The sequence below is a fragment of the Photobacterium iliopiscarium genome (assembly GCF_003026395.1).
Taxonomy (GTDB): Bacteria; Pseudomonadota; Gammaproteobacteria; order Enterobacterales; family Vibrionaceae; genus Photobacterium; species Photobacterium iliopiscarium.
Genome location: NZ_PYOO01000005.1, coordinates 58,758 through 72,528, shown reverse-complemented (window position 1 = coordinate 72,528; position 13,771 = coordinate 58,758). Strand labels below are relative to the sequence as shown.

Genomic DNA, 13,771 nt, shown 5'->3' with positions numbered 1-13,771 from the left:
ATGTAAATAACAAAGCTCGGTCACTTAGAAAAAGTGACATTTCTAAGTGGTTGCAACAATCAGTTTATAAATTTGGTAGTCCCAAACATAAAGTTAGATCAGTTCTATACCTAAGCAATAATTGTGATGAAATCACCTCAAAAACACACACCACTCAAGTATAAACGTGATTAAACTCATACCTTTTCTTGTTGATTTTATTTTTTTATAACTTCCTACCAAAACAAGCGTATAAAAAATATGCAACATGTTCATATTTCACTCACTTCAAAGAAGGGTTATTAACATGAAAAAATATTTTTTTAAGTTGCTTTGTTATATCTCTAGTGGGACTCGAAAAGTGCTAATTGCATCTTTGTTTTTAAGTAGTTTTGCTAATGCCGAAATCTTAATTTTAGGTGGTGAAACACCTATTTCTAATGGTATTAAAAATCATTTTGATAATAAAATTATTTTATTCGGTGAAGAGACCGTTCCAATTTATGAACACCTCGTTTATGCTAATTTTGGATTAATGTCAGATGATGATCTATTAAAACTAAAGCAAAAAATAATAAATAAAAATCTTGTTGTGTTAGATTTTAATCATATTCAAAATCCTGAAAATATAGAAAAATACACTAAAGACTTAACAGGTCTTGGTTTATCCTCAAAATATATTGTTGTAGGTGAACTTAACGGTGATTATATTTTCAACGTTATTCTTACAGAAGATAAAAATAGCAAGATGACAACAAAACAAGTTGATAAGAACACAGTTAATTCTTTTGTTTATGTTTTGAATCGTTTTGGTTATGGAGTAAAATCATGAAAAATAAACTCTTACCCTTATTTCTATTATTATCCAGTAATGCAATAGCTGAAAAATATCTTCCCATTGTACAAACTGGAATAATTATAACTAAATCTGGAATATCTTGCGAGTTACCTAAAAATAAAGAACACACTAGTTATTATGATTTTTGTGGTGGACAGGGATCTTTAGATCTACGTTTTAACTTAATTCAAATGAGGTCTGTACAATCAGCAACATCACAAGGAATAACTGAAAATAAAAAATATGTACAAATTACGTTAGATAGCAATAAATCGGGTGCAGGTATTCATCTAGCTAATAACGTATCACAAGGTTTTTCTTGGTTTCAAAGTTGGGCACATCGTTATGAGTATTTAGGTGGATTTTCTCGTAGCTATGATATTAATATAACTCCACAACCTTATTCTTATGTTCCATTTATGTTGAAACAATTACCTGATAATGAAAATAAGAACTATCAACATCAAGATACGTCTGGTTTTACTGTAGGAATTTCTGGGAATATAGGGGCGGAAGTCGGTAATCAAGGACCTACGGGCTCTATTGGGATCGAAGCATCTTATTCTTACACTAACTCAAGAACTCTTATTTATGATACACAAGATTATAAAATTGTAAATCGCAGTTCGGGTTCAGAATTAGATGTATCTTTCGTTTATGATGTTAATTTATGTAATTCTTCAATTGGTGGTTCTGGTGTATATGGATGCAGTTGGAATGATGTTTTAATGGGACAAAGTTGGGTATACGATAAGCATAAGATATCGCCTATTGCATATGCAAACTTTAAACCAAATGTAGAGGTGATTTATGAAGCTCCAGTTGAAGAAAATGGTCCTTCGGTACTTTCAATAGCCGCTATTTTCTATCCTCATGTTGTGTTTGGAAGGATTGAACCCGCAGCACTTGTTCAATTAGCCAATGCTGATGGTATGGAAGAGACATTAAATGCAGGTAATGTCAATGTAACAATTGATTGGGGACATCCATTGTTTGAAGCCGAAGCTCATGTTGTATTGCAATCTTTAGATGCTAATAACATTTGCCTAAAGTCTAATAATGGCATGGTAGAAACAAAAGTTTGTGATAATAACTGGGATAACATTTGGGGACTAGATAGTAATTTCCGTTATCGCACACGTACAGCTCAAAATACTTGTATGTCAGTAAATGATGATTTACGAGTATCAACAACTACATGTGATCATTCTTTGAATCAAAAATGGTATTGGGAAGGTGATAGTCTATTTAGCCGTTATCAAGACGGATCTGACTCTAGATTTGTTTTAAGTATTCCTAATCAGTTAGGTCAAACTTTACATGTTGTAAAGGATAATGGCACCGGAAATTCACGAATAATGCCTCGATTAACTAACATTTCATTGTAATGAAATTAAACTGTTAAAATTATTGAAAGTCTAGTTGCTTGGCGACTAGGCTTTTTCTTTATTACTATTGGATTGCAAAGATAGCTGAATATTCGATCCAGTCTCTTTAATTTAGCTTTGCAGAAAAGAGACACTTTGCCTTGGGACCTACAACCTCTGTCTTTCCCAGTTTAAAATGTCCTCATTATTCCCCGATTAAAATGTCTCCTTTTAAGATAGTTCATTGTGGTAAAAATGGATTATAGAGTAGGGAAGTCATGGCTTTTTTCTGGTGCTCGGTCTAAATTGTTCTGGGTGAACTAACACTGGATTTATTTCTTCAAGTTGACGGATTGCCCGTTGTTGGGCAGTACGTTTAGGGGCGCTTTTACTGCGACTACGCTTTTGTTGTTGGTCATATTGTTGCTGTTTTGCTTGGGCAAATTTTAATACTGCACCCAAACGTTTGTTATCAACTATCTGACCTTGGTCAACGTCTTCGAGTTTATCAAACACTTTAAAATCCAATTTTCGGTGACCATATTGGATCGCGATGGTGCCATCTGGACGATCAATAACCTTAACGACTTGATGCACAAGTCGTTGATTTTCTTCGGTTGGATCAATCAAATAGATAACTTTGTCGTATTGAAATGTCAGTGACTTTGAGACTTTTCTTGGTTCTTGCCATGAGAAAATATCATGTAATTCATCTACTGATTCTCGTAATGGTCGATGCATGTCTTTAGGATATTGAGCAGCTTTAGCAAAACGATGGTTAAAATCAGCGATAAAGTCGGGGAGCCATACATTAGCTTGTTCAATATTATCAATGTGTTGTAATCGCATTTCTTTGACTAAGCGATCTTGTAATGTTTTATTGGCACGTTCAACACGACCTTTAGCTTGAGAGCTATTTGCACAAATTAATTCAATGTTTAACTCATGCAATACACGACCAAACTGAGTCATGCGGTTTGTTTTTGCATCCCGTTTACTGACATGAAACACCGTATGTCGATCGCTGTAAAAAGCAGTGGGCTTGCCATGTTGCTCAACATATTCGCGCGTTGTCACCATGTAATCAAACGCAGATTCTGTTTCGCTAAACCGCAAGTTCATCAGTTTGCCGGTAGCATCATCAATGAAAACCAACAAACAACATTTGTCGCTGCGGCCTTCAAACCAATCATGATGTGAACCATCTATTTGAATTAACTCACCATAACAATCGCGACGATAGCGAGGTTGATAAATGCAAGGCTTACGTTTGAAATGCGGAACCCAAAGGCCATCAGCGATCATCCATTGACGTAACGTTTCTAATCCGATCTTAATACTGTGGCGTTCAATCAGTTTTTCACGTGCCAATGTGGGTCCGAAGTCTGCGTAATATTCGTGGATGAGATTTAAAATACGCAGCCTATGATTATCATCATAACGATGATTACTTGGCACGCCGCGTTGCTGTGAAAGTAATCCGCCAGCACCGAACTGAGTAAAGCGTTTTACTAATCGTGATACTTGACGACAACTCAAGTTAAGTCGACGGGCAGCTTCAACACCAGTAATTTGTTTATCACAAACATCTTGAATAACTTTGATTCGGCTTAATTCATTTTCAGTCATAGTGAGCAACATTTATTGATTCCAGTTCATAGCAAAACCTATGATCTGAAGATAGTTCAACATGACATTTCTAACGGGTTCAAACCGGACATTTCTAAATGGGACCTACAACCTCAGTGCGCATTATGTACCTTATGTTAAATAGGATATCTGGCATTAATACTATAATGCCATTACAACTAGGCTATTGATTAATAATGGATAATAATAATGGATAAAGGCACTCTCCTACAATTTACTACTTGTGTATTTAACAGTATTGGCTATTTACCATAAAGTACATAATTAACACTTATTCTAAGATGCTACCTCAGACATTCTGTATTCGGTAGCCCCTTAGAAACATGTAATTATTAAAGCTAATTTGATCAGGTTTACAAAATAGATCACTACAATGTAAACGCAAAAAATAACCCTGTTTCGAAAAACAGGGTTTAATTTTATTACAAACTTAATTCATCAGCTATTTTGCTTACTGTGGGTTAAGTCCTAGTTTTTGTAGCACTAGCTTAAAGTTGGCTTGACGTTCTTTAATGTTATGAACATCGCCTGTCGAACAAGTTGAATCTGGACAGCCACGGTTCACAATACCAGAAACATCATCAATAAATTCAGTTCCTTTCAGGCCACTATTTACATACTTTTTCAGTTCGTTGTAATAGTTCCAATCAGCATAGTCACCGCCTTCATTTGAGTATGCCTGTACTGATGTTACCCAGTAGAATAAGCCTGCAATCCATTTGATCTCTTTATTCTTCTCAGAGCTACAGATTAAGCCAGGGTTTGAACAGAAATCGAGATCTGAATATAACGGATTTACAGGTGGCGCTTCAACCATTACACCATCAATGGTTTGACCAATTGTTGCAGGATCAACGTGTGAACGGCCTAAATAATGGTTTAACGTACCAAAGTTTTGGCGGCCTGTGGTTTGAATAACGCCACGTCCCCACCAACCACAGCCTTCAACACTTTCTTGACTGCTGCCATCCCATAGGAATGTACCGGCTTTTTGACCAACGTAGATTTTACACTCATCACGTTCCCATACTTGCTTTGAAGTATCGATTTTGTCTGGCACTGCATTACAGTGACCATTGTTAGTCCAGCGTCCCACATGACCATTAACCAGTAAGCCTTGCTCTTCTAATACTGCATCGGGAGCTGCAAATACAGGTGCTGGTGCGCCGTACCATTTAGCGTGGGTTAATGCGCTGACTTCCATTTTGTTATCACGCGGACAAGAATAAGCATAATCTAAGCCTGATACTGGGTTAACGCCATAGTCTGCGTATTTTTGACCTAACTGACCACAACTCGCTGACATTGGGTAATCGGCAGGCGCGCCATATTTAATTTCAGACCAGTTATTTTCATCACATGCGTTATAACGGATTGTCTCTTGCATGCTTTGCGCTAAGAACGCAGCAATGGCGACTTTGGCATAAATAATATTGGTTGCATCATCTGCTTCGTCAGTCAATAACCAGAACTTATTACCCGCGACACCGATATTGTGCATCGCATTAAGGCCATCAAGGAAGTCATTCCATTTATAAACGGTCGATGGCACCCACTGTGACTGCGGTGTTTCATAGAGGAAGGCTTCATTATCCATGACATCTGAGGCATTCGTTAACTCAGTATTAAGTGCTTCAATACGTGTTAATGAGCCTTTTTCGAGTTCTTGACCTATATAATATAAAGGTACTTTCGCGCCTTGGTAGGCTTCAATTTTACTGGTTAAATCTGCGCTGTCTGTATCAAATAAAATCGCAAATATATTGCTGTGAGCCGCTTTACGAATTTGCTGATCACGTGTTGTTTGACCCATAAAATAATTCGCAGCTTGCTCGGTTGGAATATTAGCAAGCATTGCAGGCGTCTTAATATAATCAGTAACTTGTTTTACATATTCAAGTGCGTTGTGCCATTGCTCAGTTGATAATGCAGCGGTTGTTGTCGATTTGGTAAAGCTAATAAAGTCAGCTTTGGTTAATGACTCTGCTTTGTAAACATCGAGAGTATTTAATAGATCTGCGGTGGCACTTGACGCAGCATTCCATACTGCTTGTCGACCAGAATGGGTATCAAATGCAAAATCACCAATGCTGAAAGACCAGCCAAAACTCGCTTCAGGAGCAAGTGTCGTTAGAATTAGGTTGTGAGCTTGTGCCCAACCTTTCAAATCATTACTAAGTGCATTGATTTTATCAATATCAATTTTACTCGCCGTTGTATCAACGGCTTTGAGTAATGCCTCTTTAACGGCAATAACACCCAGAGACTGACCTTTATCTGGTGTCGCTTTATCAAGTACATCACTACTAATGATGACAGATGAACTTCCCGCTTGTGTCGCCACTTCAATGATAGAAACAAACTTAGCAGTTAACTTATTAACATCTGCTAATTCTTCAGTAGCACTCGTTGCAACGGTTATTGTTGTTGGCGCTATTAATGATGGACTCGCAACAACAAAATCATTTGGCCATCCAGCAACTTCAAGGCGCACAGGATCCATTGGATTAGGTAATGAAAGTACAGCAGCAGTACCTGGCTCAGTTCCATCACAATTAAGATGCAACTTCCATGAGCTATCACTTCCAGGAACAGATTGAGTCCAATAAACAGCAGAATAAGCAATATTTTTGTTAACCATTATATCGCCAGTACCAGCATGATCACCCCGCGTCCAATCAGGATAAACATTAAATTCATCACATAATCCCGCAGAAGCCAAAGGTGCAAGACTTGATATCTGATTAACATCAGACGCACACACATAACCGCTAAGCATAGTACTGAATATCGCTATTGTTATTTTATTTATTTTTCTCACAAATTAATTCCTTCTATGTTCATGCGTTTAAATAGATCAAAAATCTAATCTGAGTAGTTATTAGCTAAAAATATTGTTCATTGGCTATAAACACAGCACTGCATGTAACAATTTTTTAATTATTTACTAACTTATTTATCATCGCAAATTAAAAGTAACAATATGCAACCACTCAATATCAATGAAATATGATCGTTTGATCAAAGAAAAAAACAGTAAGAAGAGAGTGTGGATTTTATAAATGTGAGATTGAGCCTAAACAATAAAAGATGTAGCTAACTGTTATAAGTATCCTTTTCATCAAAAAATAACCGAATAACAGCACTCAATTATTGTTAATTGAGTGCGCTGTTTTAAATCCTATATTAGAAATTAATGGTTTGCGTTTGTGGTCCATTATGGACAAACGTAACTTGATCCATTACGACTGGAACATCTGCTGATGGATTATTTGAATAACCGAAGTTTTCAATTGGCATTCCGTCGTTACCTTTAGTTAGATCATAATTGCCATCGTTATCTTGAAATGCAAACACGGCATAATTGCCAGAAGGTAATGCGTTAATCGAGATCCCTTTGACCAATTCTTGTGGCGAAAACGTATTCATATAAATCGTGGGCCGTTGAGATAAGTTATCCTTTTCATCAAACACCAATACTAAAATGGATGTTTTCGTATCATTGATATTGGTAATTTTAATCGTCAATGGTGAAACATTATCATCAGTAAGTACATTACCCAGCATTACGACACTAAACATAACGCTTAAACCACTCACCCAATGTAATCGACTTACCGTATGCGCATTGTATTTCTCTGATAATAATGCCGCTAACCATAATGTTGCTGCAATACTGACGATTAATACACTGTAATAAGGGGCTAAACGTAAATTATGCAGTAATGGAGCACTTAAATAGACAATAACAACCTGCCAACTAAATACGCGTAATGAATGACGGCCAATATAACTCAATGCTTTACTATGAAGCGCATTAGGATAACGTTGAATGATGACGGCAATCAGATATATCCACACAGTAATATTTAACGTTCGCAACCAACCGAGTTCCGGTTTATTTGCATACGAATACAGTGTCCAACGATGAATACCGTAGCTAGAAAATGCACCATGATGAGCAACAAAAATAATAGTCGCAATAATCACCGCAAGAATAGTTAATATAGGATGCTGCCAACGTAATGTTTTATTTTGCAGCATAAAGCCAAGGGCAGATCCGCCGACAAACAATAGTTGCCACGCAAAAATATTAAAATAACCCAGTTGAAGTTTAAAACTCGAAAATACAAACGAAAATAAAGGTAACAGTATTGTTGTATTAAGCTCTTTACTAAAAATACAAGCCCCAATACTAATGCTAATAACTAACCACCCTTGCCCTTTACGGTATGCCACTATGAGTAAAGGCAATAACAACATAAAGACAATATACAATGGAAGAATATCAAAATAGTTAGGCTGGTTAACCAATGCAGCACTAGCTATAAAGGTTTTAAATGGACTTTCTACAATATAATGTGCACTTTGTTGAAGTGTCGGTGAAGCAGATGGTAAAAATTGTGATGCGATAAGAATCCAAATAAAAACAATGAACAAACAGCCTATATGATACCGATAAATACTAAATGCTCGGTGCCATGCTTTGGTAATGGTCTGAATGTTGGTTAATGACTCTCGGCTATATATCGCGCCTGCAAGTAATCCTGATATAAACACAAAACATTCTGCTGCGCCAAACTGCCCCAATGGCTGTAAAGTCACGGTTTGAATGAGAGAATATCCGCCACTTATCCATATTAAGTGGTTAATGGTCATTAGTAATAGTAACAAGCCACGAATACTATCTAATGCTGCAATCCTTTTCATTGTTGTTACTCTACTTAACTGTATTTTCGTATTTTTATCAAAAAATGTGCCTTTTTATAGACCTAATTATCTTTTAATCTAAAACTTGAATTAACGCCTCATATTTTAAGTGTAACAAGCAGAATATTGCACCCATAAAAAACCACACCAAAGGAAATCAGAGGCTTAATCAGTAACAAATGCGAATAGTAATGATGATTGTTATAAATAATATTACTCTTTGCCTTGAATAATCCGCGTTAGTTTAGGCGCAATAAGCAATGTAAATACGGCGATTGCAGCGGTAACATACCCAATTTCACCAAAAACTTCCGCATAAAGAATAAGGCTTTGAGTAGGTTCAACAATCCCTTCGGGCGCAGCCGTTAAACTTGCAATCCAACCCGCTAAAATGGCGGCTGTTGCTGATGTTAAAAACCACATCCCCATTGCAAACCCCATCATTCGCTGTGGCACTAACTGTGCAATCATGGCTAAACCTAACCCTGACACCAATAACTCCCCTAACGACTGTAATAAATAACTCACCACTAACCAATTTGAGTTGATGATCCCTTGCGAATTTGCAAACCCCGTTGAGAACTTTAGAATTAAAAAGGCCAAGCTACATAACACCATCCCAAACGCAAACTTAAACGGCATTGCAAACCGTTCACCGAGTTTATTATAAAGAATGGCTAATAATGGGCTCGCAATCATGATCCAAAATGGATTCAATGCTTGGAATTGTTCAGGTTCTACCTTAAAGCCAAATAAATCATGGCTGACATTATGAATAGCGAAAAAGTTAAGCGAAGTGGGCATTTGAAAATAGAGTGCAAAAAATACGATCCCTTGTAGCATTAAAACAAAAGCGACAAACATCTTCGCCCTTTCAAGTCCCTGGGTTTTAAAGGCTTCTTTAAAATAAATAGCCACAATAGTTATTCCGATAACAACTAAAATAGCATGTGCATAAAACAAGTGTTGCAATAAAAAGGCACTCAAAAAGCTCAACGCCACCGTTGCAACCACAACCATAAAATAATAACGTTTATTAACGGGCGACATATCAGGCTTAGAACCTATATTTTTAACGATACGCCCCATCACCATAAAGTTAACCATAGTGATTAATAACCCGATCGCACTTACCCCAAATGCCATGCCATAGCCCATCTTTTCGGCAATCCAAGGGCTTAATAACATAGAGAAAAATGAACCTAAGTTAATCGCCATATAATACATGGTAAACGCGCCATCAAGACGCGGATCATTTTCCTCATACGATTTGGCAAGTAAGCTTGAAGGGTTGGCTTTAAATAAACCATTACCCATGGTAATAAAGCCCATTGCTATATAGATGAGTTCTTTGCCGCCAACGTCACCTGCTGCTGATAATCCTAATAAAGAGTAACCAATGGTTAGAATGAAAGCACCGAGCGTGATTGTCCGTTTTGTACCAAGGATCTTATCCCCAACCCAGCCACCAATTGCCACCGAACCAAAAATTAACGCAGAAAACGCACCAAATAAGGTAAATGACTCAGCCTCTGACATGCCAAGAATATTGACCATGTATACAGTAAGAATGGCCTGCATACCGTAGAATCCAAATCTCTCCCAAAATTCTACTGAAAATATGAGATAAAACGGTTTAGGTTGTTTAAATACATTTACCTCTGACATACGCCATTCCTTAAATCAGTCGCAATTGTTTTAATAGTAGTCGTTATATTTCAAGTGCGAGTCGTGAGGCTGATTCAAAGACCAGATACTATCGAATTAGGTTTATTTAGTTTGGCGAGAAGGTTAAGAAGAGAAATAACAGCGTGATTAAAAACAGATAACGTTACAATGCTGGTGGTTATGTATATACGAATAAAATGAAGGCAATAATCGTTTAAATTATTGCCTTATATAAACGAATAATCGCTTTAATTCTTTAGCGTATTAATCATTGACGATCAACCACCTGCTAATTTAACCGTGTGGCCTTTTTTCTCAAGATGCGCTTTTATTACATCACGCTTATCACCTTGAATTTCAATTTTACCGTCTTTTACTGAACCACCACAGCCACAAACTTTTTTCAATTCAGCAGCAATCAGCTTCAATTGGGTATCTTCAACATCAAGCCCAGAAACAATACAAACACCTTTACCTTTACGGCCTTTTGTTTCGCGCTGAATACGAACAATACCATCACCTTTTGGGCGTACTGGTTGTTCTTTTTCTTCTTTAATTCGACCGGTTTCGGTTGAGAAAACTAAACGGTTACTATCACTCATTGTGCAATCTATCTCACTTGGTTGCTTGATTGTGTGAATACCATTAAAAGTTAGCACATCAATCTTGCGAAATACTCATGAACCAATACTATCAATAAATGGTACTCTAACGGAACATCTTATGATTCGTAATGTGATTTTTGATTTTGGCGCAGTACTATTTGAGTGGAATCCACACCATATTGTTAATAGTTTCACCACATCACAACCAGAACGAGAAATATTATTGCGTGATGTATTACAACATTCAGATTGGTTATCACTTGATCGTGGTACGATGCTTATCGCAGAAGTGATCCCTAAATTTTCAGCGCGTACTCAAATACCGTCTCAGCGTATAGAAGACTTTATTACTCATATTCAACTTAGCCTAACTAAAATCCGACAAACTGAAATACTCTTTAATCAACTAACACAACAACCCTATTCTCTTTATTACCTGACCAACATGTGTAGTGCTTTTTTTGATACTTTATATGAAAAGCATCATTTCATTTCATTTTTTGATGGCGGATTAGTCTCAGGAAAAGAATTGGTAATGAAACCAGAACAAGAAATATTTATGCGGCTATGCGAACGTTATCAATTAACACCACAAGAAAGCTTATTTATTGATGATAATAGTGAAAATATTCAAATAGCCTCTGCGCTTGGTTTTAATACTATTCAATTTAATCAAACACAAACATGTTTTCAGCAAATAGAAAAACAACTTTTGCCACATTAAATTCAAATAATTCACTAAATTTTACACAAAATTGAACACTTTTATAACGACTCAGTCTATCATCTATAATTAAGAGTTAAGAATATCAGGAGTTTATGTGAAAAAAGTTTTTATTTCTGCGATGTTAATTGCCGCTGCAACAGTCTCAACCATGAGCTACGCTGCCAACGAATGTAATGGAAAGTACATTGTCGGTCCGATTGAAACCATCCACGTTAAAGATCTTAATATGGATTTCAAAGCACGGATCGATACAGGGGCAAATACAACATCGATTAATGCTTATGATTTACATGTCATCGATGGAAATAATAACCCTACAGATACCAAAAAAAGTTGGCAAGAAAATCTTGGTAAAATGATCAGTTTTAAAACAGCTAACGCGCAAGGACAAGAACAAACACACTCGAGTAAAATAATAAAAATCAGTAAGATACGAAATGCTCAAGGTGTTGAACGTCGCTACGCAGTGGTTATGGATTTAGTTTGGAACGGCAAAAATCACGCGATTCCAGTCAATTTGCGAGACCGTAAAAAACTAGAATATAAATTACTTATCGGTCGTAATTGGCTAAATGGCCGTTATTTAGTTGATGTATCAAAACACGACGATAATGATTAATTCATCAACAAATAACTAAATCAGTGCCTGTAATCAATAGGCACTGTTTTTTAGGATATGATTGTTTTATCTACATACTTTTTGAGTGAAACAATATCCCCTTTAACTAGCTGACCGCGAACAATAACGTACCACTCGTTAGCTTTACCGTTATCATTCTTTAGAATAATCCCTCGATACTGCTCAGACGTTGCCATTGAGATTACTTTTTTGGTTTGTGCCTGAAGATTAAATCTTTCTGGTGGCATAAAAGCTTTTGTGTCACACCACCAATCTACACTCTTTTTAATATTAGTGATCATTCCTTTAACAGTTTGTCCGTTAATGATCGTTTTCCAGTCGGATGTAAGCCCGGTACTATTTTCAATAATATAACCACGATGAAAAAGGCGTTTTTTCATTGTCCTGCTCTCTACTTTATTAAAGTATTAGTTTCTTTAATAATCATTACGTTATCTACTTATATAATAATAAGACTTACATAGCTAAGCCAGTTTTTTTGTGATTATTCTTTCGTTTTATGATGATCGTTGTTATTATTTAACTATATAAAGTTATAGTGCATTAGGTGTTATTATGGCAAAGAAAATCACGGTTATTGAAGATGAAACCGTTCGCGAAGCAAGTATTACTGATTTTTCAGCCATTGCTGAATCAATTACGGTTTGGGAACGACTAACGCACCAACAATATGCGAAAAATACATTGGTTGCGTTTAAAAATGATTGGAATAGCTTTTTACTTTTTTGTATCCAACATCAAACATCAGCATTACCCGCATCGGCTGAAATTGTACATCGCTATATAGAAAAAATGGCACAAACGCGTAAGTTAGCCAGTCTTAAACGTTACATTGTCACTATCAGTTTGGTGCACCGCTGCCATGCATTACCTAACCCCTGTTTAAGCAATGAAATAAAACTTGCCATGCATAAACAGCGTCTTGATAAACATGATGATTACACTAATGCTCATGGCTTTCGTGATAACCATTTGCAAAATCTTCTGGAATCATTTTCGCACGCAACTAAAGCCAAAGATGTACGCGATATGGCGATTTGGGCAATGACCTTTGAAGCAATGCTAAAGCGTTCAGAAGTAACCGCGTTAACAATCAATGATATTGAAATCACGCCGGAGGGTTTAATTACTTTATCAGTAAATGGTACTTTAATTGCGTTAAGTAATGTCGCCTCTCAAGCAATTAATCGTTGGTTAACATTATCCATGATTGATAGCGGTTTTGTTTTTCGACGTATAGATAGACATAACAATATTGGTGATAACCCTCTTGATCACTCATCTATCTACCGTATTTTTAGACGCGCAAGCCAAGAGCTAGAGCTTCCAACGGATGTGATATTTTCAGGACAATCACCACGTGTGGGCGCGAGCCAAGATTTAGCTGACGCGGGGCTGTCTATTCATCAAATACAGCATCAAGGTCGATGGCGAAGCCCTGCTATGCCGGCTCAATATATCGGTCAACGTGCTAAACGGGATAACACCTTGAAGAAATTTGCCAACAAAAGTGGCAAATAACACACATGTACAATAAAAGGCACAAAAAAGCCAACCCCAATATTCTTTCTGGTTGAAAGCGTCATA

At 36.7% G+C, this 13,771-nt stretch carries 11 protein-coding genes; 5 read left to right on the top strand and 6 right to left on the bottom strand.

What is annotated here, in order from left to right:
* Positions 1-286: 286 nt before the first annotated feature.
* Together C9J51_RS09710 and C9J51_RS09705 are read left to right on the top strand one after the other, a co-directional pair.
* Positions 287-811, top strand: coding sequence for a hypothetical protein (locus C9J51_RS09710; RefSeq protein WP_045040005.1), 525 nt, complete (start codon positions 287-289; stop codon positions 809-811).
* Complete coding sequence (locus C9J51_RS09705) at positions 808-2,205, top strand: leukocidin family pore-forming toxin (RefSeq protein WP_107237232.1); 1,398 nt, start codon at positions 808-810, stop codon at positions 2,203-2,205. Before C9J51_RS09710 ends, C9J51_RS09705 begins: the two co-directional genes overlap by 4 nt.
* Before the next feature lie 255 nt (positions 2,206-2,460).
* Here C9J51_RS09705 and C9J51_RS09700 read toward each other — a convergent pair whose 3' ends face one another.
* The 5 genes from C9J51_RS09700 to yciH form a co-directional block, all read right to left on the bottom strand.
* The gene (locus tag C9J51_RS09700) at positions 2,461-3,813 is read right to left on the bottom strand and encodes an ISNCY family transposase (protein ID WP_107275062.1); all 1,353 of its coding nucleotides are present in this window, start codon (positions 3,811-3,813) and stop codon (positions 2,461-2,463) included.
* A 472-nt stretch (positions 3,814-4,285) separates the two neighbouring features.
* On the bottom strand, positions 4,286-6,655 hold the full coding sequence (locus tag C9J51_RS09695; RefSeq protein WP_045040636.1) for a cellulose-binding domain-containing protein: 2,370 nt from the start codon (positions 6,653-6,655) through the stop codon (positions 4,286-4,288).
* 365 nt (positions 6,656-7,020) lie between these two features.
* Positions 7,021-8,544, bottom strand: coding sequence for an OpgC domain-containing protein (gene opgC / locus C9J51_RS09690; protein WP_107274994.1), 1,524 nt, complete (start codon positions 8,542-8,544; stop codon positions 7,021-7,023).
* A 213-nt stretch (positions 8,545-8,757) separates the two neighbouring features.
* The gene (dtpA, locus tag C9J51_RS09685; RefSeq protein WP_045040637.1) at positions 8,758-10,212 is read right to left on the bottom strand and encodes a dipeptide/tripeptide permease DtpA; all 1,455 of its coding nucleotides are present in this window, start codon (positions 10,210-10,212) and stop codon (positions 8,758-8,760) included.
* A gap of 278 nt (positions 10,213-10,490) precedes the next feature.
* Positions 10,491-10,814, bottom strand: a complete 324-nt coding sequence (yciH, locus tag C9J51_RS09680) for a stress response translation initiation inhibitor YciH (protein WP_045037779.1) — start codon at positions 10,812-10,814, stop codon at positions 10,491-10,493.
* Between the two features lie 121 nt (positions 10,815-10,935).
* Between yciH and C9J51_RS09675 the strand changes: the two genes are divergently transcribed.
* On the top strand, positions 10,936-11,541 hold the full coding sequence (locus tag C9J51_RS09675; protein WP_045037778.1) for an HAD family hydrolase: 606 nt from the start codon (positions 10,936-10,938) through the stop codon (positions 11,539-11,541).
* A gap of 97 nt (positions 11,542-11,638) precedes the next feature.
* The gene (locus C9J51_RS09670) at positions 11,639-12,163 is read left to right on the top strand and encodes a putative ATP-dependent zinc protease (RefSeq protein WP_107237490.1); all 525 of its coding nucleotides are present in this window, start codon (positions 11,639-11,641) and stop codon (positions 12,161-12,163) included.
* Positions 12,164-12,213: 50 nt separating this feature from the next.
* On the opposite strand, the gene C9J51_RS09665 is transcribed toward C9J51_RS09670, so the two are convergent.
* Positions 12,214-12,564 (bottom strand): DUF3319 domain-containing protein, encoded by a 351-nt coding sequence (locus C9J51_RS09665; RefSeq protein WP_045040638.1) that lies wholly within the window; start codon positions 12,562-12,564, stop codon positions 12,214-12,216.
* Between the two features lie 175 nt (positions 12,565-12,739).
* Between C9J51_RS09665 and C9J51_RS09660 the strand changes: the two genes are divergently transcribed.
* Entirely contained in the window at positions 12,740-13,705 is a 966-nt protein-coding gene (locus C9J51_RS09660) for a tyrosine-type recombinase/integrase (RefSeq protein ID WP_045040639.1), read from the top strand.
* The last annotated feature ends 66 nt before the right edge of the window (positions 13,706-13,771 follow it).

What these genes read in the sequence shown, in the direction of transcription:
- yciH (WP_045037779.1), bottom strand. Translation starts at nt 10,814, where the DNA reads ATGAGTGATAGTAACCGTTTAGTTTTCTCAACCGAAACCGGTCGAATT.
- C9J51_RS09710 (WP_045040005.1), top strand. Translation starts at nt 287, where the DNA reads ATGAAAAAATATTTTTTTAAGTTGCTTTGTTATATCTCTAGTGGGACT.
- C9J51_RS09660 (WP_045040639.1), top strand. Translation starts at nt 12,740, where the DNA reads ATGGCAAAGAAAATCACGGTTATTGAAGATGAAACCGTTCGCGAAGCA.
- C9J51_RS09665 (WP_045040638.1), bottom strand. Translation starts at nt 12,564, where the DNA reads ATGAAAAAACGCCTTTTTCATCGTGGTTATATTATTGAAAATAGTACC.
- C9J51_RS09700 (WP_107275062.1), bottom strand. Translation starts at nt 3,813, where the DNA reads ATGACTGAAAATGAATTAAGCCGAATCAAAGTTATTCAAGATGTTTGT.
- C9J51_RS09675 (WP_045037778.1), top strand. Translation starts at nt 10,936, where the DNA reads ATGATTCGTAATGTGATTTTTGATTTTGGCGCAGTACTATTTGAGTGG.
- dtpA (WP_045040637.1), bottom strand. Translation starts at nt 10,212, where the DNA reads ATGTCAGAGGTAAATGTATTTAAACAACCTAAACCGTTTTATCTCATA.
- C9J51_RS09705 (WP_107237232.1), top strand. Translation starts at nt 808, where the DNA reads ATGAAAAATAAACTCTTACCCTTATTTCTATTATTATCCAGTAATGCA.
- opgC (WP_107274994.1), bottom strand. Translation starts at nt 8,544, where the DNA reads ATGAAAAGGATTGCAGCATTAGATAGTATTCGTGGCTTGTTACTATTA.